This window comes from Alphaproteobacteria bacterium, assembly GCA_017308135.1.
In the GTDB taxonomy this organism is placed as follows: domain Bacteria; phylum Pseudomonadota; class Alphaproteobacteria; order CACIAM-22H2; family CACIAM-22H2; genus Tagaea.
Genome location: JAFKFM010000011.1, coordinates 305,041 through 328,340, shown reverse-complemented (window position 1 = coordinate 328,340; position 23,300 = coordinate 305,041). Strand labels below are relative to the sequence as shown.

General features: G+C 65.3%; 23 protein-coding genes. 4 read left to right on the top strand and 19 right to left on the bottom strand.

Translation table 11 applies throughout. The features are described 5' to 3' along the window. Positions 1–104 precede the first annotated feature (104 nt). Entirely contained in the window at positions 105–2,396 is a 2,292-nt protein-coding gene (locus J0H39_20915) for a HAMP domain-containing protein (protein MBN9499224.1), read from the top strand. Here the strand turns inward: J0H39_20915 and J0H39_20910 are convergent. From J0H39_20910 to J0H39_20860, 11 genes are read right to left on the bottom strand one after another with little or no spacing between them, the layout of a single operon-like run. After that, entirely contained in the window at positions 2,393–2,878 is a 486-nt protein-coding gene (locus tag J0H39_20910) for a GNAT family N-acetyltransferase (GenBank protein ID MBN9499223.1), read from the bottom strand. The two genes, J0H39_20915 and J0H39_20910, sit on opposite strands and share 4 nt — an antisense overlap. Next, complete coding sequence (locus J0H39_20905; GenBank protein ID MBN9499222.1) at positions 2,875–3,321, bottom strand: MaoC family dehydratase; 447 nt, start codon at positions 3,319–3,321, stop codon at positions 2,875–2,877. The genes J0H39_20910 and J0H39_20905 overlap by 4 nt, the downstream gene beginning before the upstream one ends. A 17-nt stretch (positions 3,322–3,338) precedes the next feature. After that, positions 3,339–4,400, bottom strand: coding sequence for a tartrate dehydrogenase (locus J0H39_20900; GenBank protein ID MBN9499221.1), 1,062 nt, complete (start codon positions 4,398–4,400; stop codon positions 3,339–3,341). A 39-nt stretch (positions 4,401–4,439) separates the two neighbouring features. After that, positions 4,440–5,300 (bottom strand): methylated-DNA--[protein]-cysteine S-methyltransferase, encoded by an 861-nt coding sequence (locus tag J0H39_20895; GenBank protein MBN9499220.1) that lies wholly within the window; start codon positions 5,298–5,300, stop codon positions 4,440–4,442. Positions 5,301–5,347: 47 nt separating this feature from the next. Continuing rightward, positions 5,348–5,944 carry a LysE family translocator gene (locus J0H39_20890; protein ID MBN9499219.1) on the bottom strand — a complete coding sequence of 199 codons (597 nt, stop codon included), beginning with the start codon at positions 5,942–5,944 and terminating at the stop codon, positions 5,348–5,350. Beyond that, complete coding sequence (locus tag J0H39_20885; GenBank protein ID MBN9499218.1) at positions 5,941–6,390, bottom strand: GNAT family N-acetyltransferase; 450 nt, start codon at positions 6,388–6,390, stop codon at positions 5,941–5,943. Before J0H39_20885 ends, J0H39_20890 begins: the two co-directional genes overlap by 4 nt. Next, entirely contained in the window at positions 6,387–7,190 is an 804-nt protein-coding gene (locus J0H39_20880; GenBank protein ID MBN9499217.1) for a PhzF family phenazine biosynthesis protein, read from the bottom strand. Before J0H39_20880 ends, J0H39_20885 begins: the two co-directional genes overlap by 4 nt. Next, positions 7,187–7,783: a GNAT family N-acetyltransferase gene (locus J0H39_20875; GenBank protein MBN9499216.1), complete on the bottom strand. Its 597-nt coding sequence runs from the start codon at positions 7,781–7,783 to the stop codon at positions 7,187–7,189. Before J0H39_20875 ends, J0H39_20880 begins: the two co-directional genes overlap by 4 nt. Beyond that, on the bottom strand, positions 7,780–8,385 hold the full coding sequence (locus J0H39_20870; protein ID MBN9499215.1) for an FMN-binding negative transcriptional regulator: 606 nt from the start codon (positions 8,383–8,385) through the stop codon (positions 7,780–7,782). Before J0H39_20870 ends, J0H39_20875 begins: the two co-directional genes overlap by 4 nt. A 5-nt stretch (positions 8,386–8,390) precedes the next feature. Continuing rightward, positions 8,391–9,761: a hypothetical protein gene (locus tag J0H39_20865; GenBank protein MBN9499214.1), complete on the bottom strand. Its 1,371-nt coding sequence runs from the start codon at positions 9,759–9,761 to the stop codon at positions 8,391–8,393. Between the two features lie 14 nt (positions 9,762–9,775). Beyond that, positions 9,776–10,033: a DUF1127 domain-containing protein gene (locus J0H39_20860; protein MBN9499213.1), complete on the bottom strand. Its 258-nt coding sequence runs from the start codon at positions 10,031–10,033 to the stop codon at positions 9,776–9,778. 84 nt (positions 10,034–10,117) lie between these two features. Here J0H39_20860 and J0H39_20855 point away from each other — a divergent pair, with 84 nt between their 5' ends. Further along, positions 10,118–11,506 carry a PLP-dependent aminotransferase family protein gene (locus tag J0H39_20855; GenBank protein ID MBN9499212.1) on the top strand — a complete coding sequence of 463 codons (1,389 nt, stop codon included), beginning with the start codon at positions 10,118–10,120 and terminating at the stop codon, positions 11,504–11,506. Positions 11,507–11,509: 3 nt separating this feature from the next. Here the strand turns inward: J0H39_20855 and J0H39_20850 are convergent, their stop codons facing one another. Then, positions 11,510–12,490 carry an ABC transporter substrate-binding protein gene (locus tag J0H39_20850; GenBank protein ID MBN9499211.1) on the bottom strand — a complete coding sequence of 327 codons (981 nt, stop codon included), beginning with the start codon at positions 12,488–12,490 and terminating at the stop codon, positions 11,510–11,512. Positions 12,491–12,586: 96 nt separating this feature from the next. Here J0H39_20850 and J0H39_20845 point away from each other — a divergent pair, with 96 nt between their 5' ends. Next, positions 12,587–13,573 (top strand): isopenicillin N synthase family oxygenase, encoded by a 987-nt coding sequence (locus tag J0H39_20845; protein ID MBN9499210.1) that lies wholly within the window; start codon positions 12,587–12,589, stop codon positions 13,571–13,573. On the opposite strand, the gene J0H39_20840 is transcribed toward J0H39_20845, so the two are convergent. From J0H39_20840 to J0H39_20810, 7 genes are all read right to left on the bottom strand, one after another. Continuing rightward, a complete protein-coding gene (locus J0H39_20840; GenBank protein MBN9499209.1) occupies positions 13,570–14,274 on the bottom strand; it encodes an ABC transporter ATP-binding protein in 705 nt (234 codons plus the stop codon). The genes J0H39_20845 and J0H39_20840 overlap by 4 nt on opposite strands. Then, a complete protein-coding gene (locus tag J0H39_20835; GenBank protein MBN9499208.1) occupies positions 14,274–15,005 on the bottom strand; it encodes an ABC transporter ATP-binding protein in 732 nt (243 codons plus the stop codon). The genes J0H39_20840 and J0H39_20835 overlap by 1 nt, the downstream gene beginning before the upstream one ends. Next, entirely contained in the window at positions 15,002–16,000 is a 999-nt protein-coding gene (locus J0H39_20830; GenBank protein MBN9499207.1) for a branched-chain amino acid ABC transporter permease, read from the bottom strand. Before J0H39_20830 ends, J0H39_20835 begins: the two co-directional genes overlap by 4 nt. Next, positions 15,997–16,866, bottom strand: coding sequence for a branched-chain amino acid ABC transporter permease (locus J0H39_20825; GenBank protein MBN9499206.1), 870 nt, complete (start codon positions 16,864–16,866; stop codon positions 15,997–15,999). Before J0H39_20825 ends, J0H39_20830 begins: the two co-directional genes overlap by 4 nt. A 92-nt stretch (positions 16,867–16,958) precedes the next feature. Beyond that, positions 16,959–18,218: an ABC transporter substrate-binding protein gene (locus tag J0H39_20820; GenBank protein MBN9499205.1), complete on the bottom strand. Its 1,260-nt coding sequence runs from the start codon at positions 18,216–18,218 to the stop codon at positions 16,959–16,961. A 47-nt stretch (positions 18,219–18,265) separates the two neighbouring features. Then, positions 18,266–19,549, bottom strand: coding sequence for an AarF/ABC1/UbiB kinase family protein (locus J0H39_20815; GenBank protein MBN9499204.1), 1,284 nt, complete (start codon positions 19,547–19,549; stop codon positions 18,266–18,268). A gap of 59 nt (positions 19,550–19,608) precedes the next feature. Beyond that, on the bottom strand, positions 19,609–21,390 hold the full coding sequence (locus J0H39_20810; GenBank protein MBN9499203.1) for a M3 family oligoendopeptidase: 1,782 nt from the start codon (positions 21,388–21,390) through the stop codon (positions 19,609–19,611). Between the two features lie 94 nt (positions 21,391–21,484). On the opposite strand from J0H39_20810, the gene J0H39_20805 reads away from it, so the two are divergent. Then, a complete protein-coding gene (locus J0H39_20805; protein MBN9499202.1) occupies positions 21,485–23,284 on the top strand; it encodes a long-chain fatty acid--CoA ligase in 1,800 nt (599 codons plus the stop codon). The last annotated feature ends 16 nt before the right edge of the window (positions 23,285–23,300 follow it).

The following is a 23,300-nucleotide window of genomic DNA, read 5'->3' as shown; positions in this document are numbered from 1 at the left end:
AATCGTTACTCCTGGTTTTACGCAGCATTAATTCGACGCGCGCAGTTTCGGAGCGCATTCTTAAATCGGCATGAAGCCGACGCAAAACGCAGGAGCCCCCCAAAATGCGCGCGCTTTCACCTTTCGGCCGCTTCTCGCTAATCGGCCAGCTCTTCGCGGCATTCGGCTTGGTTGCGATCCTGCTGGGCGGCACCGCGGCCTACGCGGTGCGATCGCTGATCGACACGAAGGCATCGTCGGATCGCGCGGCGGAATTCGCGGATATCGCCAGCCATGTCCGCGGGCTCGATCTCAGCCTCACCCAACTCAGCAGCGCGCTGAACGTCTGGCTGCAAATGCCCGGCGACGCGCCCGCCGCGGAAGTCGATAAGACGGTCGCATTCTCGCGCAGCGAGTTGAAGGACGTGCTGGAGCGGGATCTAGACGCCGAGAAGCGCGCCGCCGCCGCCGAGCTGGCGAAGCTCTACGACAGATACGCCGTCGCCGGCTGGAAGGATTTGCGCGATTCCGATGCGCGAATTCGCGCGACGCTCGCCGAACTCGACCGGACCGGGCCGCCCAATCGCACGGCGATCCAAAACCAGCGCGACGCCGTCGCGCGGCAAGGTTTGGCCGACATGGCCGTCCAGCTCAATCTCGCCGCCGAGCATTACATGCTGGGCCGCGTGCGCGCGATGCGCTTTCGCGCCAGCCGCGCCGATGCGGATATCGACGGCGCGAATCGCGCCTTCGCCGACGCGCTGACATCGCTCGGAAACGCCCGCGCCATGCCCGGCGCGCCGGCCGCACTCGCCGATTCAGTCCGCGCGGTCGAGAAATATCGCGACGATTACGCGCGCTATCGCGCCGACGTCAAAGCGCTCTGGGAACGCCGTGCCGCCATCGGCGCCGACGGCGACAAGATGACCGAGATCGCCGGCAAGCTGACCGAGCGCGCCGAATCCGAGGAGAGCACAGCCCTCGCCGCCGCCGACGCCGAACTCGTCGCGCGCCAGCGCATGATGGCGATCATCGGCGCGGGTGCGGCATTGCTCGCTTTGCTGATCGCTTGGGGCTTCGCCGCGAGCCTCAAAGGCCCGCTCGCCCGTCTCGTCGACGCCGCCAAGCGCTTGGCCGACGGCGACGACACCGTCGCCATCGCCGCCGACGGCCGCAAGGACGAGATCGGATCGCTGCAAGCGGCGATGGCCAAGCTTTGCGTCGCGGTGGGCGAAGCGTTCCGCTTGAAGCAGATGGTCGAGGGCATGCCGCTCGCCATCATGACCGCCGATCCCAAGAACGAGTACAAAGTGAACTACGCCAACAAGGCGACGATCGATTCCCTGCGGCCGTTCGAATCGCTGATCCGCATGAAGGCGGAGGATATCGTCGGCACGTCGATCGACCATTTCCACCGCGATCCGTCGCATCAGCGCGGCATGTTGTCGAACCCCGCCAATTTGCCCCATCGCGCCAAGATCAAGCTCGGCACCGAGACGCTCGATCTGCGCGCATCGGCGATGTACGACCGTGCGGGCGCCTATATCGGCCCGATGCTGAGCTGGAGCGTGGTGACGAAGCAGGTGACGCTCGCCGACGATTTCGAGACCAACGTGAAGGGTGCGGTCGAGATCGTGGCGAGTGCGGCGGCCCAACTCGAAAGCACCGCCAAGCAGCTCGGCGGCTCGGCCGAGGAAACGACGCGCCAATCCTCGGCCGTCGCCGCCGCCTCCGAACAGGCGGCCGTCAATATCCAGACCGTCGCCTCGGCGGCCGAAGAACTCTCCGCCTCGATCGGCGAAATCTCGCGCCAGGTCTCGGAATCCGCGACCATCGCGCGCGACGCGGTCAATCAAGCCAAGGCGACCGATCATCAGGTCGAAGCCTTGAGCGTGGCGGCCGGCAAGATCGGCGAAGTCGTGCGCCTGATCAGCGAGATCGCGAGCCAGACCAATCTTCTGGCGCTCAACGCCACGATCGAGGCGGCGCGCGCGGGCGAAGCGGGCAAGGGTTTCGCGGTCGTCGCGTCGGAGGTCAAAAACCTCGCGACCCAAACCGCGAAGGCGACCGAGGAGATCGGCGGCCAGATCACCGCGATCCAGACCGCGACCGGCGGTGCTGTCGCGGCGATCCGCTCGATCGGCGACACGATCCAGCGCATCGACCAGATCGCGGGCTCGATCGCCGCGGCGGTGGAGGAACAATCCGCGTCGACCGCCGAGATCGCGCGCAACGTGCAGCAGGCCTCGGCGGGCACGGCGGAAGTCTCGTCGAATATCGTGACGGTGACCGATGCCGCGCGCCAGACCGGCACATCGGCGAACGAGATGCTGGAATCCGCCGGGCAGCTCGGCCACGAATCGGCGCGGCTGCGCGATCAAGTCGATCGCTTCCTGCGCGAGGTGCGTGCGGCTTAGGCTTTGCGCGCGAGGGCGGCGAGCTTCTCGCCGTCCAATCGCATCGTGAACCAGCCGTCCTTACGCCGCGCGCCGAGCGATTCGTAGAAGGCGATCGACGGCGCGTTCCAATCCAGCACCGACCATTCGTAGCGGCCGTAGCCGCGCGCGGCGCAGAGTTTCGCGCCATGCGCGATCAGCGCCTTGCCAATGCCCAAGCCCCGCAGGTCGGGATAGACGAACAGATCTTCGAGCCACAAACCCGGCTTCGCCAGAAAGGTGGAGAAGGTTTTGTGGAACAGCGCGAAACCCGCAACGCGGCCGGTATCGAGTTCGGCCAGCACGCATTCGCAGGAAGGTTCGGCGCCGAACAACGCGTCGCGCATCGCTTCGGGCGTCGCCACGCAACGGTCGCGCATCTTCTCGTATTCCGCGAGCGCTTCGATCAGCGCGACGATCGTCGCCTCGTCGCCCGGCGCGGCATCGCGCAGTTTGAAGCTCATGCGCGCACCCGCTTCATGATCACCATCATGATCGCGGTCATCACTTCCTCGTTCGCTTGGTCGAGGGCCGCCAAGCGGAACTTCGCCACACCGCGATCGGGCTTCGATTGCGACGGCCGCAGCTCGATCACTTCGGCGACCGCCCGGATCGTGTCGCCGGGCCGCACCGGCTTCGTCCAGCGCAATTCGTCCATGCCCGGTCCGCCCAACGAAGCGCCGCGCAGGAAGCCGGTCTGATAAAGCATGCGGAACGCGACGTTCAGCGTGTGGAAGCCCGACGCGATCAAGCCGCCGAAATGCGACTCCTTGGCCGCGTCGATATCGATATGGAAGGGCTGCGGATCGAATTGGAAGGCGAAGTCGATGATCGCCGCTTCGGTGAAGCGATAGCCCGCACTTTCAAAGCGCTGACCGAGCGTCAGCTCGTCGAAATAGTAATCCATGCGCGGCGGCGTCGAAGTCACTTCACCGCCCCCGCGATCGCCTTGCCCAGATCGACCGTCGTCGCCTTGCCGCCCAGGTCGGGCGTGCGGCAACCGCCGCCCAAGGCTTCGTCGATCGCCGTTTCGATCGCGCGCGCAGCATCCGAATGCCCGAGATGATCAAGCATCATCGCCGCCGACCAGATCGTGCCGACCGGATTGGCGATGCCCTTGCCCGCGATATCGGGCGCGGAACCATGCACCGGCTCGAACAGCGAGGGGAATTCGCGCTCCGGATTGATATTCGCCGATGGCGCCACGCCGATCCCCGAAGCGATGGCGGGGCCGAGATCGGAGAGGATATCGCCGAACAGGTTCGATGCGACGACCACGTCGAACCAATCGGGGTGGCGCACGAAATGCGAAGTCAGAATGTCGATATGATACTGGTCGGTCTTCACGTCCGGATAGCGCTTGCCCATTTCGGCGAAGCGCTCGTCCCAGAACGGCATCGTATGCACGATACCGTTGGATTTCGTCGCCGAGGTCACGTGTTTGCGGCGCTTGGCCGCCATATCGAAGGCGTATTTCAGGATGCGATCGACGCCCTTGCGCGTGAACACCGCTTCCTGGATGCAGATTTCGTCGGCCGTGCCCTTGCCCGAACGGCCGCCGATTTCCGAATACTCGCCTTCGGTGTTTTCGCGCACCACGACGAAATCGATGTCCTTCGCGTCACGCCCCACCAGCGGGCTTTGCGTGCCGGCCAGCAAGCGGATCGGGCGGACATTGGCGTAGAGATTGAAGCCGCGCCGGATCGGGATCAGCAGGCCCCACAGCGACACGTGATCGGGCACGCCGGGAAATCCGACGGCGCCGAGGAACACCGCATCGAACGGGCGCAATTGGTCCAGGCCGTCATCCGGCATCATCTTGCCGGTCTTGGCGTAAACCTCGCAGCTCCAATCGAAATGCGTGTAGGAAAGCTCGATCCCGTAACGCGCGGCCGCGGCATCCAGCACGCGCAGGCCTTCGGGGATCACTTCGGTGCCGATCCCGTCGCCCGCGATCACCGCGATCTTGTGCTTCTTCGCCGCCATTGCATCGCCTCCCGCAAATGAGGCGGCGAGAATAGCGCGTTACGCCGCCCCCGCCACCGGATTTGCACCGTCGGCGCGCGCGGCTTCCCAACCGATCATCGCGAGTTTGCGCGGCCGCCCCCAATGGTAATGGCTGATGGCGCCCGATTTGCGGATCACGCGATGGCACGGCACCAGGAACGAGATCGGGTTGGCGCCGACGGCCGAGCCCACGGCGCGGCTGGCGGTCGGCTTGCCGATCTTGGCGGCGATGTCGTCGTAAGCGACCAGCGCCCCCGACGGAATGGCGAGTAGCGCCTTCCACACCTGCACCTGGAAGGGCGAGCCGCAGAGCAGCAGCTTGAGTTCGCCCTTGTCCGCGCGCGCATCGAAGATCCGGGCGGCAAGATCGCGCACTTGGGCGGGATCCTCGTGCAGCGTCGCCCCGGGAAAACGGCGGCGCATATCGTCGAACGCGTCGCGCTTGGCCTGTTCGCCCTCGCCCATCGCGAAGGCGAGGCCGCAAATCCCGCGCGGCGTGGTCATCGCCAGCACCGGGCCGAAGGGCGAGTCCGCCCAGCCCCAGGCGATCGCCAAGCCTTCGCCGCCGCGCTTGAATTCGCCGGGTGTGACCGCCTCATGCGTCACGAACAGATCGTGCAAGCGGCCAGGGCCGGACAAGCCCGCCTCATAGGCTGCGTCGAGCACCGATCCCGCTTGGGCGAGACACGCCTTGGCACGATCGAGGCCGAGATATTCCTGAAACTTCTTCGGGCTGACGCCGACCCAGCGCGTGAACAGGCGCTGGAAATGGAACGGCGACAGGCCGACATGGGCGGCGACCGCGTCCAATTCGGGCCGGTCGTCGAGGCTCGCCTCCAAAAAGGCGAGGGCTTTTTCGATGCGCGCGTAATCGTCCATGGCGGGAAATCTAGGCCCGTGCGCGGCCGACCTCCACCCGGAACTTGCTAGACCAAAAAGACGGGGATGATCGAGGCCGCCAGGGCCGCCGCCATGATCCAGTTGAACCAGCGCAAAGCACGCTCGGTCTTCAGCAAACGGCCGATCGCCACGCCGAAGCCGCACCACAGCGTGTTCGACACGATGGTGGCGCCGACATAAACCAGCGCCACCCGCGCCGCTTCGCCGAACGCGTCGGCGGCGGGATCGGTATAGGCCGACAATGCGCCCACCGCGTTGATCCAGCCCTTGACGTTCACCCATTGGAACGCGACGGCCTGCAAAAATGTGATGGGCTTCGCCGTTTCGCGGCCCGCCGCACGGCCGGCATTGGCGATCTTCCAGGCGAGGAACAGGAGATACGCGGCACCGATATATTTCAGCGCGATATGCAGCCACGGAAACGTCTGGAACACGGTGCCGAGACCCAGGCCGATCGCCAGCACCATCGCCGGAAACCCGACATTGATGCCCAGCATATGCGGGATCGACCGGCGGAAACCGAAATTGGCGCCGGCGGCCGTCAACATCGCGTTGTTGGGACCGGGCGTGCAACTGACGATCAGCGCGAAGCCGATCAGGGCCCAAAAAAGCGTTTCGTTCATGCGCCGGAACCGTAGGGATTCAACAACCGGCGTTCCATGACACGCTCGGGATTCGTCAGCGGCTCGAACCCGAATTGCTGGTAAAGCCCGTGCGCGTCAGCGGTCACCAGCATCCAGCGCCGGAAGCCCTGCAATTCGGGATGTTCCATGATCGCGGTCATCAGGAATTTCGACAGGCCTTTGCCGCGATGGGCGGTATCGACGAACACGTCGCCGATATAGCCGAACGTGGCGAAGTCGGAAATGACCCGCGCGAAACCGACCTGCACGCCATCGGGCGCGTAGATGCCGAAGGGCCGCGCCCCATCGACGCTGCGCTTGAACAACGCGAACGGGATGCCGCGCGCCCAATAGCCTTCTTCGTCGATCCAGCGATGGACGCGCGCAAGGTCGATCCGCGCGCGATCGTCGTCGATTTCGTAGCGATCGTCGCGAACGCGTTTCACGCCGGCACCTTGATCGTGCCGGACATATAGAGCTTCGCCGTGCCCGCCATATAGACGCGCTCGCCCGCATCCTCGCACCACAGCGTGCCGCCGCGCGCGGAGACTTGGCGGGCATGCAGCTTCTTCTTGCCAAGAACCTGTGCCCAATAGGGGATCAGCGTCGAATGCGCCGAGCCGGTGACCGGGTCTTCGTCGATCCCGGCGAAGGGCGCGAAATAGCGCGAGACGAAGTCGCAATCCGTGCCCGGTGCCGTCACCATCGCGTTGCCTTTGGGCGTGGCTTTGAGCTTGCCCATATCGGGTTTCAGGCTTTCGACTTCCGCCGCCGTCTCGAACAGCGCGAGATAGCGATAGGCCGACCGCTTGACCCAGACGGGATTGGCGCCGAGCGCTTCGGCCACCGCTTCGTAATCCGCCGCGACGTCGTCGACAATGTCGCGCGCGGGAAAATCGAGCGTGAACAACTCGCCCGCCTTGGTCACTTGCAGCACGCCCGATTTGGTGTTGAAGCGCATGGCGCTGCGCCCCTTCTCCAAAATCGTCGCGATGACGAAGGCCGAGGCGAGTGTGGCGTGCCCGCACAGCGGCACTTCCCAAACCGGCGTGAACCAGCGCAGGCCGAAATCGGGGCCTTCGGGCACGAAGAACGCGGTCTCGGAAAGATTGTTCTCCGCCGCGATGGTTTGCATCGTCGCGTCGGGCAGCCATGTTTTCAACGGCACGACGGCGGCGGGATTGCCCGCGAACAGACGGTCGGCGAAAGCGTCGACCTGATAGATCGGCAGTTCCAATTCGCTCATGGCTTGAAGCCCCCTTGCGCCAGACGCGATTCCAGGCGCGCGCGGATCGCGGGCCATTCGTCGGGAATGATCGAGAACCACACCGAATGGCGCAGGCGCCCGCCTTCCATCAGCATGTGATTGCGGAAGGTGCCTTCCTCGACGGCGCCCAGCCGCGTCAATGCCGTGCGCGACTGCACGTTCAGCGAATCGGTCTTGAACTCGACGCGATTCGCTTTCCACGTCTCGAAAGCGTGGCGCAGCATCAGGATCTTCGCTTCGGTGTTGACGGGCGAGCGCTGGAAATCGCGCCCGACATAGGTGAAGCCGATCTCCGCCACCTTGTCGTGGGTGCGGATATTGGCGAAGCGCGAACCGCCGACGATGCGTCCCGTCGCGATGTCGATCGTCGTGAACGGCAAGGCCGTGCCTGCATCGCGCATCTTCAGCGCGTCGGCGATCATGCCGTGCACGTCGTCGATCGAGCGGAACGGCTTGGGGAAATACTGCGTCAACGACGCATCGACGACCGACGCGATGCCGTCGGCATGCGCCATCTCCAACGGAACGAGACGCACATATCTGCCTTCGAGCGTGACCGTTTCGACTTTCATCCTTGCTTCTCCGGTAATCCGTAGCGGCGCATGAACTCCGCGTTCTCGCCGTCGATCGCCGCGAGCACGCCGTCGCGATCCGCGCGCGCGCGGTTCTGCGACAATTTGAGTTTGGTTTCGACGCGGGTCATCGGGATTTCGAAACCGGCGATCCCGCCCAGCATCTTGTCGATGAAAATCTCGGGCTGGGCGTCGAAGCGCCACTCGCCCTTCTCGTAGCGCGCAGCGAGGCGCGAAACCAGATCGCGCAGTTTCGCCTTGTCGTTCGTGGCGCGCGGCACGCCATAGACATGCACCGCCCCGTAATTCCAGGTTGGCACCGTGCCGCTTTTCGCCTGATACCAAGTCGGCGAGACGTAGAAATGGGGCGCATGGAAAATCGCCAGCACTTCCGTACCGGTCTTCGCCGCATCGAACAGCAGATCGGCCAGCGGACTGGGTCCCGCCAAATGCCCGAGCAGCGTATCGCCGTCGCGCAGCAGCGGCAGATGCGCTGCGACCATGCCGCCCGCCCCGGTGGCGATCACGGTCGCGAAAGGATAGGCGTCGATCAATTCGCGCGCTTGCGCGTCGGTTCCGGCGAAGGCGGCGGGCACATACATGGCGATTACACTCCCCACGCGAACAAGGCTGCGGCGGCGACGCAAAGAATCGCGACCAGCGGGCGCAATTCACGATAGACGGCGCCCGCATCGCCCGCGAGGCCGGCAAGGCCGGCCACGAGCGTCACGCGCGCGGGCGAAAACGCGGTGAAGGCGGCGGCGATCGCCGCGTGCGCGCCGATCACGGTTACGGGATTGGCGCCCATCAACGGCAAGGTCAGCGGCAGATTGATGGCACTCGCCGCCAGCGTCGAACCGATCGTCGCCCCGCCCAGTATCGCCAGGATCGGCACCACCGCGATCGCCGCCGATCCCGCGACGCCGGTGAAGGAAGCGACCAGTGTCGCCGCGAAACCGCCTTGGGCCAACGCCTCGCCGAACAGCACGAAGGCGAAACCCGCGAAGATCGGCCGCGCGCTTTGCGACCACGCGGCGGCGAGCGGCAGGTTCCCGCCGCGCGATGCCAGCAAGGCGACGACGAGCAGCCAGAAGCTCGCGTGATGGAATGGCGCGAAGGCCGGCAGGTTCGACGCGGTCGGGAACGCGACGGCCTTGGTGAACGTGCCGATTTCCGGCACCAAACGCGATCCGGCAAGCGCCAGCGTCAGCGCCACATAAGGCCAATTCGCGCCGATCACGCGCAGCGCCTGGGCGGGCGTGGGGCGTTCGTCCCATAGCAGCCGCGCCCCGGCGACGAGACCGGTCGCGACGATTCCCGTCGCGTCGGGTGTCGCGCGCGCACCGACGAAATCGAGCACGAGCCAAAGCACGGCGAGCCAGGCGGCGTCGCCGGCGCGTTGCGCCCACGAAACGCCGAGATCGCGAACCAGCCACCAGAAGCAGATCAAAAACGGCGGCAGCATCCACGCGACGGCCGCGACCGCCGCCTGCCCCACCGCGATCGCGGTGACGTTCGCGATATCCGCACTGCCCATCACGCCGATCGCCAAAGCGCCCCACGGCACCAGGCATTGGGTCAGCATCGCCAAAGCGGCGGCGTTGGCGGCTTTACGATGCGCGGCGAAGATGAACGGCAACGCGAACATCGCGCCGATGCCGAATCCGACCGCGCATTCGAAGAACGGGCCGACCAGAAAACACGCGACGAACAGGCGGCGATGGGCCTGCGCCGCATCGCGTGGTGCGGCCGCCGTCACGCGCGGGTTGGCGACCTCGCGCAGCAACACACCCGCGAACAGCACGGCCGCCATGGGGGCCGCGATCCAGAAGGCGCGCGGCAACACCCCGGCGGGAAATCCCGCCAGCAGCAACGCCGCGAGCGCGCCCGCACAGGCGGCGGGTGCGAGGAAGTTCACCCCGCGCCATGCCGCCAGCGCGAACACCAGAATGGGAACGAGGGCCAACGTCGCCGACATGGCCCCCGCCCGGCTCAGTTCATCCAGAAAGGTTTGTCGGACTCGCGAATGACGTCGCCGACCGTCAGCCCCATGTCTTTTCGCAGATGCTCCGAAAGTTCGGCCATCTGGGTGCGCATGCGCGCACGGGCCTGCCAGTTCAGCAGGGTTTCGACCGCGAGCAGAAGGACGCGGTCGACCGCGCGCATGGCTTCCAACGTCGCGAAAACGGTCGCGCGAGCAATCTGCTCGAGCGGGCCGGTCCGGGCTATTGTATCCATGCAATCCTCCATTTGTCCGCAAAACATCCCGAATGAATGTCTCGCTTTGTCACGATCTCATTGACACAATACGGGGTCAATAATTACATTGTCTCTATGACAACTTGGCAGCCCGAGATCGAAACCCGCCCCGGCCCGCGCTATATCGCGATCGCCGATTCCCTTGCCGCCGATATCTCGGCGGGGCGGCTGAAGCCGGGCGATCGCCTGCCCACCCATCGCGATCTCGCGTGGAAACTGCACCTCACCGTCGGCACGATCACCCGCGCCTATGCCGAGGCCGAACGGCGCGGCCTGATCGCCGGCGAAGTCGGGCGCGGCACTTATATTCGCGACCGCTTGGGCGACGCGCCGCCGCCCTTGATGCCCACGCCGCCGACGACCGACGATTACGTCGATCTCTCGCGCAATCTGCCCAGCGCTTCGGGCCCCGCCGCCGCGATGGTCGCGAAGCACCTCGCCGACATCGCGCAAGGTGATATCCAGCCGCTGCTCGGCTACACGTCGAACCAAGGCCTGCCCGCGCACCGCGAGGCGGGGGCCGAATGGTTGCGCCGGCGGGGCGTCAACGCCGATCCGGCGCGCGTCGCCGTCACCTCGGGCGCCCAAAACGCGATGATGCTGGCGATCGCCGCGTTGTGCCGCCCGGGCGACGTGGTGCTGGTCGAAGCGTTGACCTTCTACGGCATCAAATCGATCGCGAATCTTTTGGGCGTGCGCCCCATCGGCATCGAGATGGACGATGACGGGCTATTGCCCGACGCGCTGGAAGCCGCGTGCCGCCAGCACGCGCCCAAGGCGCTTTACGCGCTGCCGACCTTCCAAAACCCGACCACGACGATCATGCCGCTGGAACGGCGCAAAGCGATCGTCGAAATTTGCCGCCGCCATGGCGTGACGATCATCGAAGACGACATCTATGGCAGCTTCGATCCCGCCTCGACGCCCTTGGCCGTACTCGCCCCCGACATCACGGTGTTTCTGACCAGCCTGTCGAAAACGGTCGCCCCCGGTTTGCGCTTAGGCTACCTCCACGGCTCCGATGCGATCATCCAGCGCGCGACGGCGGCGATCCGTGCGGCCACGTTCATGACCACGCCGATGGTCGCGGAGATCGCGACGCGCCTGATCCGCTCGGGCGATGCCGACAAAGCGGCGGCGTATCAAACCGAGCTCGCCGAACGGCGCCAGAAACTCGCCGCGCAGATCCTGCACGGCTACGAATTCCGCAGCCATCCGCGCGCCTTCCATATCTGGCTGAAAATGCCCGAGCCGTGGCGACGCGAGGAATTCACCGAAACCGCGCGCCGGCGCGGCGTGGGTGTCGCCCCCGCCAACGCCTTCGCCGTGGGCCGCGCCCCCGTGCCGCATGCCGTGCGCATCGCGCTGACCCAGCCCGATCACGATTCCGATTTGGAGCGCGCCCTCTCCACCCTCGCCGAAATCCTGCAGGATTCGCCCGAGGGCGCGCTGCCCATGGTCTAAGGGCTACTGCGCGACCTTCTTGTTGACGAAGTCGAGCCGGTACGCCGCGCGCCAGTTCAAATCCTTGGCGTAGACACCCGCGTCGGACATCACGTCGAAGATGCGCTTCCAGCGTTCGTCGGTCATCGCGCCGATGCCCAGCGTCGCCGCGTCGCCGCCGGTGACGAGTTCGTATTTCTTCATCTGCGCGACCTTGAAAGCCGACAGCTCCAGCGATTGTTCGGCCATCGCGCCCTTGATCGCTTCGAAGGCGGGCTTGGGATCGCCGGTCATGCAGCTCGCGTAGCCTTTGATCGTCGCGTCGACGAAACGCTGCGCCACTTGCGGACGCGCGGCGATTTCCGATTCCACGCCGAAGATCGTCGTCTGGTAATCGGGATAGCCGTAATCGGCGAGCAGCAGCGTGACCGGCGGCTTGCCCAAGGCCTGGCCCAGGAAAAACGCGTCTTCGGTGACGAAGCCTTGCTGCACCGAGCTTGGGTCCGCCACGAAGGTCGACGGGTTGTAGACATAAGGGCGCAATTGCGAATCCTCGAAACCATGCGCGGCCTTCAGCCACGCCCAGAACGTCGTACGCGAGAAATTGGCGACGGCGACGCGCCGGGTTTTGAGGTCTTCGAGCTTCGTGATTCCTTGATCGGGGTGCGCCACCAAAGTCTGCGGGCTTTTCTGGAACATCGACGCGATGGTGACACCCGGCACGTTGTTGACGCGCATATTGAGCGTCGTTAGCGCCGAACCCATCGCGTAGTGATAACGGCCCGCCGCGACGAGCTGCGCGACATTGACGCCCGGCCCGCCTTGGACGAGTTCGACGTCGAGCCCGGCGGCGGCGTAGATCCCCGTCGCTTGGGCCTGGAAGAAGCCGCAATGCTCGGCCTGCGGCAACCATGACAGGCCGAAGACGACCTTATCGCGTGTTTGCGCCTGCGCAGCCGAAACCGCGACAATCGCCGCAACCAATCCACCGGCCAATCGGGAAATCTTCCACGCCATCGCACCCGTTCCTTTCGTTTAAGCGGCGATGGCACGCGGCTTGCTGCCGCTTTCCTCGCCTTTCCCGGAGGAACAGCAACGCCCATGCCAGCGATCCCCGTCATCGATATGAGCGCGCTCGGCGGCGGCGACGGCACGTCGCGCCGCGATCTCGCGCGCCAATTCGGGCATACATTCGAGCGGTTTGGCTTCGCGACCATCGTCGGCCATGGCGTGGATACGGCCGTCACCGCGCGCGCCTATGAACTCGCCAACCGGTTCTTCGATCTGCCGCTCGACGAAAAAATGCGCAGCGCCCTGCCCGACCGGGTCAAGAATCGCGGCTATGTGCCGGCGGGCGTGGAAAGCGTGGCGCTGACAAGGGGCGACGACCGGCCGCCCGATCTGGTCGAAGCGCTGGTTTTCTACGCAATGCACATGGAACCGCCGGATTTGCGGCCCGGGACAAGCGCGGCTACCGGCAATTTGATCCCCGCGAAGCCGCCCGAATTGGCGGCGGCGCTGCGCGATTATTTCGTCGCGGTGCGCAATCTATCCGGCGATCTCATGCGCCTCTCAGCCCTCGCCCTCGATCTGCCCGAAGATTTCTTCGCGCCCTATATCGACAAGCGCAAAGGCGTCCTGCGACTCGCGTACTACCCGGAGCAAAAGGACGCGCCCGAACCCGGCCAATTGCGCTACGGCGCGCATTCCGACTATGGCGGGTTCACGATCTTGCGCCAGGATTCCGCCCCCGGCGGTTTGCAGGTCGAACTCGACGGGCAATGGATCGACGTGTTGCCGCACCCCGGCGCCTTCACGATCAATATCGGCGATCTGATCGCGCGCTGGACCAACGATCGCTGGCGCTCGACCTTGCATCGCGTGGTCAATCCGCCACGCGACGGCGCGATCGCCACGCGACGTCTGTCGCTGGTGTTCTTCTCGGGGCCCAACGACGACGCGTTGATCGAATGCCTGCCGACCTGCCAATCGGCGGCGAACCCGGCGAAATACGGGCCGGTGAACGCGCGGCAATACATTCTGTCGAAGCTCGACCGCTCGATGCCGGCGGAACTGGAGACGCGTTAAAGCCCGAGATAGGCTTTGCGCACGCGGTCGTCGGCGAGCAATTCTTGGCCCGTGCCCGACAGCACGATGCGGCCGTTTTCCAGCACATAGGCGTGGTGCGCGAGTTTCAGCGACACCGCGACGTTCTGCTCGACCAGCACGCAGGTCAAACCGCCGGCGGCGAGATCGCGGATCACGCGCAGCACATCCTGCGTCACCGTCGGCGACAGGCCCAGCGACGGCTCGTCGAACATCACGAGCTCGGGATTGCCCATCAGGCAGCGCGCGATCGCCAGCATTTGCTGCTCGCCGCCCGACAACGTGCCCGCCGCTTGGCCGTAGCGTTCCTTCAATTTCGGGAACATCGCCAGGCCATGTTCGAGATTGCGCGCGCGATGCGCCTTGGCGCGCGGCAGCATCGCGCCCATTTCGAGATTCTCGCGCACGCTCAAGCTCGGAAACACTTGGCGGCCTTCGGCGACCTGGCCGATCCCGAGATCGCAGACGCGATGGCTGGGCCAGCCGGCGATATTCTCGCCCTTGAATTCGATGACCCCTTTGCGCGGGGTGAACATGCCCGCGATGGTGCGGATTAGCGATGTCTTGCCCGCGCCATTGGCGCCGACGATGGCGACGATGCCGCCTTGCGCCACGTCCAGCGACACGCCGTCCAGCGCTTGCGCGTCGCCATGGAACACGTCGAGGTCGCGGACGGACAGCATCAGCCCAACGCCTCCGCGCCCAGATAGGAATCGAGCACGCGCTTATCGCGCACGATGTCGGCAGGCGCACCCTCGACCAGCTTGGCGCCGTGATGCAGCACGAGGATGCGTTCGGCGAGCGCCATCACCGCGCGCATGACATGTTCGATCAGCAGGATCGTCACGCCGGTTTCGCGCGCCAGCTCGCGGAAGATCGCAACGAGGCGGTCGGTCTCGGTCGGGCGCAAGCCCGCCATCACCTCGTCGAGCAGCAGCAATTTGGGCTTCGTCGCCAAGGCGCGCGCGACTTCCAGCCGCTTGCGGTCGGGCAGCGTCAAGGCGCCCGCGCGCGCGTCGCGCTTGTCCCATAGATCCAGGCGCCGCAGGATTTCGCCCGCGTGTCCGGTGGCGGCGTCGGGATCGGCATCGCGCAGCAAAGCGCCGATCGTCGCGTTTTCCAGCGTGGTCAAACCCGGGAACGGCCGCACGATCTGGAAGGTGCGCGCGATCCCGCGTGTACAGATCCTCTCCGGCGCCAGGCCGTCGATCCGTGCACCCTCGAACTCGATCGTGCCGGCAGCGGGCGTGTAGACGCCGGCGATCAGGTTGAACAACGTGGTCTTGCCGGCCCCGTTCGGGCCGATCACCGCGTAGATCTGGCCCTTGGCGACGTCGAACGACACGTCATCGACGGCGACGAGGCCGCGAAAGCGCTGGGTGACGCCCTTCACGCTGAGGATGGGCTGCGTCATGCGAGCCCCAGCTTCTTCTTGAGCCACGGCCACACGCCCGAGGGCGCGGCGTAGATGATCGCCATCAATGCCACGCCGTAGAACACGGCCTTGGCGCCCGGCACGTTCACGCCCAAGCGCTCAGTGGCGCCGATCAAAGCTTCGCCCAGCGGTGTGAGGATGAAGGCGCCCAGGATCGGCCCGAACAGCGTGCCGAGCCCGCCGACGATGGGGCCGAGGATCAATTCGATCGAGCGCGAAATGTCGAAGACCTGCGCCGGGAACAGGTTGTTGTAATAGAAGGCGTAGAACACGCCGCCGATGCCGGTCATCGCCGAGGAGATCGCGACCGCGATCAGCTTGGCGCGGAACACGTCGATGCCCAGCGCCCGCGCGGCCTGTTCGTCCTCGCGGATCGCCAGCCATTGATGGCCGATGCGCGACCGGCGCAGCATGGCGCACAAAACGAACGCGCCCGCCATCAACGCCAAGCCCACATAATAGAACAGCAGCGGTCCGCCACGCAGATTCCACCACTCGCCCGCCGCATCGGCGCGCACCGGCAGGAAGAAGCCGCCCGCCTTGCCCGTCCATTCCATATGATCGAAGGCGATGCGCACGAATTCGGCGATCGCGATGGTCAGCATCGCGAAATAGACGCCTTCGATGCCGAAGCGAAAGCCGAGTGCCCCAATGACGAGGCCCAGCGCCACGCAGGCCGCAATCGCGGCGAGCACGCCCGCCCACGGGCCGATGCCGAACTTCACCCAGAGTGCGGCCGAGACATAGGCGCCGACGCCAACGTAAAGCGCGTGGCCCAGCGAGAGCTGGCCCGCGAAGCCCATCATCACGTTCCAGGCTTGGCCGACGAACGCGAAATAGAAGATCAGGATCAGCACCGATAGCAAATAGCGGTCGGCGAATAGGGGCGCCACCAGCAACGCGCCGAAGAACAGCGCCAAGGCCGCGCGTGCGCGCGGGTTCGTCGCGTTCCAGATGCGCGCCAACGCCTTCATTTGCGCTTCCCCAGCAGGCCTTGCGGGCGGAACAGCAGCACGGCGATGAGCAAGCCGAAGGAGAACATGCTTTTCATCGACGGCGCCAACAGGAAGCTCGCGAACGCTTCCGACACGCCGATGACGATGCCCGCGACCAAGGCACCGGCCATCGAGCCCATGCCGCCGACGATGACGATGGTGAAGGCCAACAATGTGAACGCCGGCGCCAACATCGGCGTGGCATCCGCCAGCACGACCATCAGCGCGCCGGCCGCGCCGACGCAGGCCATGCCGATGCCGAAGGTCAGCGCGTAGAGATGTTTGACGTCGAGCCCGACGACGGCGGCCCCGGTCAGATTATCGGCGCAAGCGCGGATCGCCGTACCCGTGCGCGAGAAGCGGAAAAACGCGAAGAGCAGCGCCGACACAACCAGCGACGCGGCCGCCGCATAGACGCGCACCTTGTCGATCAGCAGCGCGCCGATCTCGTAGGAGTCGAACGCGTAGGACAGATTCGCGTGGCGCAGATCGGGGCCGAAGATCATCAGCAAGCCGTTGACCATGACGATCGCGAGGCCGACCAGCAGGATGAATTGCTCGTGTTCCGGCCGCCCGACGAACGGATCGATCGCATGGCGTTGCAGAAGATAGCCGATGCCGAAGAACCCCGCGGCGATCGGCAGCATCGACAGCATCGGGTCGATGCCCGCCCAGGCGAAGAACACGAAGGCGAGATACATCGCCACGACCGCGAATTCGCCATGCGCGAAATTGACCAGCCGGATCACGCCGAAAATCACCGACAGGCCGAGCGCCATCAGCCCGTAGACCAAGCCGGTCAATAGGCCTTGCAGGGCGACATTGGCGTAGAAATCGAGGGGCATCGGGCGTGGGTTGGGACCAAAGAAAAACCCCTCCGCCGGGATCGGCGAAGGGGGTTTCCTTTACCCAAACCGCTGCGGCTTGGAAAGGGCGCTTACGTGCGGCCCTGCCAGCCCGGCATCGGCAACACCGGCGCGGCGGCCGAGGAATCGGCCGGCAGCACCACCGTCGGCGTGCGCTTGATATTTTGCACGGCCGCCGAACCGATATTCGGGTTCTGACCCTTCTCGTCGAACTTGATCGGGCCGCCGATCATCACGTGTTCGGCGATGTCGGTCGCCTTGATCGCCGCCATCAGCTGCGGGCCATTGGTCGTACCCGCGCGCTTGAACGCGTCGGCCGCGATCAGGATCGCTTCGAAGGTGAAGCCGGCGTTGAACGCGTCGGCCGCGAAGCGCGTGCCCGGATTCGCCGCGAGGAAGGCCGTCTCCAGCGCCGTGGTCATCGCCGAGCGCGGATTGACCCAGGGCAGATTGGAGATATGGAAATCCGCCAGCGGCCCGAGCGCTTGGTAGAATTCCTCGTCATACATGCCGGGCGAGCCGGGCGAGACGATGCCCATCGGCTCGAAACGTTGGCGCACCATGTCGCGCACCAGCTTCACCGCATCCGACGCGCGCGTCACGACCAGCACGAGGTCGGGACGCAAGGCGCGCAGGCGCGTGACTTCGACCGACAGATCCTGCGCGCGCGGATCGTAGGCGATGCTTTCAGCCAGCGTGAAGGGCAGATTGGCGCGCGGGAACAGCGCGTCCATCGCGCCGCGTTGGGCTTGGCCGAACGTGTCGTTGGCGTGCAGGAACACGGCCGTCTTGGGCGAAATCTTCGTGGCCGTGATCGTCTCGCCGATCAGGCGCAAGCCGTTGGTCACGAGCTGCGGGCCGGTCTGGAAGTTGCGCACCAGGAATTTGTAGCCCTGCTCGGTGATCGGCGGCGCCGCGGCGATGTTGATCACCAGCGGCACTTGGCGCTGTTCGGCGACCTGGGCGATGGCGAGCGTATGGCCGGAATCGAACGCGCCGACGAGGCAATGCACGCCGTCGTTGATCGCGCGTTCGGCTTGGGTGCGGGCGATATCGGCGTTCGACTCGGTGTCGATATGCACGAGTTCGACGCGATAGCCGAGATCGGACAGCACGCGCGGGGCGGCCAGCGCGCCGCGATGGCAGCTTTGCCCGGCCTGGGCGAAGAAGCCCGAGCGCGGCAGCAGCATGCCGATACGGATAACCGGCGCTTGCGCGCGCACGATGGCGGGTGCTGCGAGCAGGGCGGCACCGGCGGCCGAGCCGGCGAGAACGGCGCGGCGGCCGAGTTTTGTCGTCGTGGTCACGATGGGGCTTCCTCCGGACGGAATGTCGAATTGGCCGGAGTGAAGCGCGCCGCACGCGGCGGCGTCAAGACTTACCCCACCGCTTTGGGGACTTTGGCGTGCTTCAGCGCCGCCGCTTGGCGCTTGGCGAGGCGATCGACCGAGAAGCCGTCGATCAGGCCGTGGAACTCCCGGTACCAATTGATCTCGGCTTTGAGATGCATGAACACCGAGCCGAGGCCGATCGCCGCACGGTCCATCAGCACGAATTCGCGCGGCGGGGCCACGCCGCCCAATTCGCGCAGGCGCTTATGCACCTTCTCCGCCACTTCGCGGCCATAGACCGCCGAATTGGTTTCGGCGACCTGCTTGGCGCGGTCTTCGAGGATGGGCGCATAGACGAAGCGCGCCCAAGCGTTGAGGCACTCGATCATCTCCTTATTGAGATTCGCGAAGCCCCAGCTTTCATAGGCCGACACGGCCAACGCTTCGTCGCCGTCGCGGATGGCGCGATAGAGATCGATGACGGCGCCGACGAATTTCGCCGGGAAGATCCGGATGCAGCCGAAATCGAGCAGATTGACCGTGCCGTCGTCGCGCACCGCGTAGTTGCCGAGATGCGGATCGCCGTGGATCACGCCGCTTTCGTAGAACGGCACGTACCAGGCGCGGAACATCGCGCGCGCGACCTTGTTGCGGAAATCGGCGTCGCGTTCCGTGACCGTCAACAGCTTGGCGCCGTCGAGCCAGGTCATGGTCAGCAAGCGCCCGGTCGAAAGTTCCGCGACCGGTTCGGGCACATGCACCATATCTTCGTCGCGCAGGATATGGGCGTAGAGGCGCATATGCGCCGCCTCGCGGCCGTAATCGAGCTCTTCGCGCAGCCGTGCCGAAATCTCGGCGAAGATCTGTTCGGTGCGGATCGCGCGATCGTAACGCTCATAGACGCCGAAGGCGAGTTTGAGCTGCTTCAAATCCGCTTCGACCGCCGACGCCATATCGGGATATTGCAGCTTGCAGGCGACGATACGGCCGTCATGCAGCGTCGCGCGATGGACCTGACCCAGCGACGCGGCGGCCGTGGCGTCGCGCGGAAAATCGCGGAACTTCGTCTGCCAATCGGCACCCAGCTCCGCCGCCATGCGGCGCTTGACGAAGGGCCAGCCCATCGCCGGCGCGTCCGACTGGAGCTGCAACAGCTCCTGCACGTATTCCTCGGGCAGCGCGTCGGGCACCGTGGCGATCAACTGCGCCACTTTCATCAACGGGCCTTTCAGCCCGCCCAGCGCCGCGCGCAATTCGGAGGCGTGCTTGCCGCGATCCATCTCGACGCCCAGCACGCGCTCGGCGCCGAGGCGCACCGCGAGCCCGCCCATCGCCGAGCCCACCCGCGCATAGCGCGCGAGGCGCCCGCCCAGCGAGTTGGTTTCGCGGCTCAGGGCAGCGTTTCCAACTCGTCGATGAAGCCTTCGACGAGCGACAGGCCCTGGCGCCAGAACGCCGGATCGGCGGCGTTGAGACCGAAGGGTGCCAGCAATTCCTTATGCCGCTTGGTGCCGCCCGCGCGCAGCATGTCGAGATATTTCTCGGCGAAGCCGGCCGGCGCCTTGGCGTAAAGCGCGTAAAGCGAGTTCACCAAGCAATCGCCGAACGCGTAAGCGTAAACATAGAACGGCGTGTGCACGAAATGCGGGATATAGGTCCAGTACCACGCATATTCGGGATCGTAGCGGAAGGCCGGCCCGAGGCTTTCGACCTGCACTTCCATCCAGATTTCACCGATGCGCTGCGGCTCCAGCTCGCCCTGGCGGCGTTCGGCATGCAAGCGCCGCTCGAACTCGCAGAATGCGATCTGGCGCACGACGGTGTTGAGCATGTCTTCGACCTTGCCCGCGAGCATCGATTTGCGCCGCTTGGGGTCCTTGGCGTCGTCGAGCAGCTTGCGGAAGGTCAGCATCTCGCCGAACACCGACGCGGTTTCCGCGAGCGTCAACGGCGTGTCGGCCAGCAAATGCCCCTGCCCGGCCGCCAGCACTTGGTGCACGCCGTGGCCGAGCTCGTGCGCGAGCGTCATCACGTCGCGCGTCTTGCCCTGGAAATTGACCAGCAAATAAGGATGCGCCGACGGCACGGTCGGATGCGCGAAGGCGCCCGGCGCCTTGCCCGGCCTGACTCCTGCGTCGATCCAGGCGTTGTCGAAGAAGCGCTTGCCGACCTTCGCCATGTCGGGGCTGAACGCGGCATAGGCCGTGAGAACCGTGTCGCGCGCGGCGTTCCAATCGAAGTCGCGCTCGTCCGCACTGGGCAGCGGCGCGTTGCGATCCCAATAATCCAGCTTGTCGACGCCGAACCACTTGGCCTTCAGCGCGTAATAGCGGTGCGACAGCTTGGGATAGGATTGGCGCACCGCGCCGACCAGCGCGTCCACCACCTCGTCCTCGACGCGGTTGGCGAGATTGCGCGAGGAGATCGGGGCGGCGTAACGACGCCACTTGTCCTCGATCTCCTTATCCTTCGCCAGCGTGTTGGTGATCAGCGCGAACAAGCGCCCGTTGTCGCCCAGCGTCTTGCCAACGGCTTTCGCGGCTTCCTTGCGCACCTTGCCGTCGCGATCGGACAGAAGATGGAACGCCTCGGCCGAGGTCAGCGTTTTGCCGTTCACGTCGAAGCGCAAACCGGCCATCGTCTCGTCGAACAGCCGCGTCCACGCCGCACGGCCGGCGACGTATTTCTCGTGCAGCAGCTTTTCCATCTCGTCGCCCAGCTGGTGCGGCCGGAAGGCGCGCAGATCGCGCAGCCACGGCGCGTAACGCGCCAGTTCCGGCGCCTTCAGCTTGGCGGCGATATCGGCTTCGTCGAGCCGGTTGAGTTCCAGCGTGAAGAACAGCGTGCGGCTGGAGATGCCGTTCACCCGCTCCTGAACTGTCTGGTAGAATTTCGCGATCGCCGAATCCGCCTGGTTGCCCGCATAGGTCAGGTCGGCGAAGGACGTGATCCGCGACAGCGATTCTTCCAGCGCTTCGAACTCGGTGATCGCCTTGCCCAAGGCGGCCCCGGTCAAGCCCGCCAATTTTCCTTCGTAGCGCGCCTGGAACGCCTCGGAATCCTTCTCCGCCTTCGAAAACGCCTGCGCCAATTCGGGCGAATCCCGGCCCGGGAACAGGTCGCGCAAATCCCATTCGGGCAGTGCGGTTTTGGCGGCGGCGGAAGCGGTCATGGACGGGGTTCCTGAAATCGGGCCGATAAGCTATTTCATGGATATAAGCCGGTCGCAGCATCGAGAAAAGACCCGGCCGGCGAGGAAACCCCGAATGATCGCGCCCCCCACCGATTTCGACAAATGCCCCAGCTTGCTCAGGGCCTTTCTGGATCAGGCGAAGAAGCGCGCCGAAAAGCCGTTTCTGCTGGCCAAGAAGGACGGCGCTTGGCAAGCGCTGACTTGGGCCCAAGCCGAAACGCAAATCCGCGCTTTGGCCGCCGCGCTGGTGAAGCTGGGCGTCGGGCGCGGCGATCGCGTGGGCCTGATCGCCGAAAACCGGCCCGAATGGGTGATCGCCGATCTCGCCATCATGGCGGCGGGGGCGATCAGCGTGCCGACCTACACGACCAACACGGTCGAAGACCATCTGTTCATCCTGTCGAACGTCCACGCCAAGGGCGTGATCGTTTCGACCCAGGCTTTAGCCGAGAAAGCGGTCGCCGCCGCACGCCAATCGCCGGGCTGCCGCTTCGCCATCGCGATCGAGAAGCCTGCTTACGCCCAGGATATGGGCCTTGAGATTTTGTCGTGGGACGACGCGCAGACGTTGGGCAAGACGGCGTCCGATCCGACCGACACGGCGAATGCGGGCTTGATGCGCGACGACGTGGCGTGCGTGATCCATACCTCGGGCACGGGCGGCAAACCCAAAGGGGTGATGCTCCATCACGGCGCCATCCTGCGCAATTGCGACGGGGCGTGGGATATCTTCACCGCCCTCGATCCCGGCGAGGAGACGTATCTCTCGTTCCTGCCGCTGTCGCATTCCTACGAGCACACCGTGTGCATGGGCTTCATGATCGGCATCGGCGCCACGATCTATTTCGCCGAGGGGATCGACAAGCTCGGCTCCAACATGGTCGAGGTGCGGCCCACGATCATGACCGCCGTGCCGCGGCTGTACGAATCCCTGCACGCGCGCATCACCCAAGGGCTGAAGCGCGAGAAGCCGCTCAAGCAATTCCTGTTCGCCAAGACGATCGAACTCGGCACCAAGCGCTATAACGGCAACCGCTTGAACGTGCTGGAATGGCTGGCCGATCGCGTGCTGGAAAAACTGGTGCGCGGCAAGGTGCGCGGCCGGTTCGGCGGGCGGTTGAAGGCGTTCGTGTCGGGCGGTGCGGCGCTGAACCCGGAAATCGGGATTTTCTTCCACGCGCTCGGCGTGCGCGTGCTGCAAGGCTATGGCCAGACCGAATCCGCGCCGGTCATCGCCGCCAACCGGCCGGGCGAGGAACGCATGGATACGGTCGGCCCGCCGATGAAGGGCGTGACCGTGCGCATCGCCAATGACGGCGAAATCCTGGTGCGCGGCGAATTGGTCATGAAGGGCTATTGGAACGAGCCCGAATGGACCGAGAAGACGATCGTCGATGGCTGGCTGCATACCGGCGACGTGGGCCTGATCGACGAAGCGGGCCGAATCAAAATCACCGACCGTAAGAAAGATTTCATCAAGAACTCGGGCGGCGACATGCTGTCGCCGTCGAAGATCGAAGGTACTTTGATCATGGAGCCGGAAATCGCCCAGGCGATGGTCCATGGCGACAAGCGGCCTTATCTGGTCGCGGTGATCGTGCCCAAGCCCGAAACGATCGAAGCGGTCGCCAAGGCCAAGGGCGTCGCCGCCGATCTCGCGGCGCTGGCGGGCGACCGCGATTTGATCGCTTCGGTCGACGCGGCGGTCGAGCGCGCCAACGCCAAGCTGCCGCTGCCCGAACGCGTGCGCCGCTTCCTGATCGCGCGCGAGCCTTTCACGATCGAGAACGAGCAGATGACGCCGACGCTAAAAGTTCGCCGTCATATCGTGCGCGGGATCTATGGCGATCGGCTGGAAGCGTTGTACGGTTAGCCCGCTTCAACCGGGA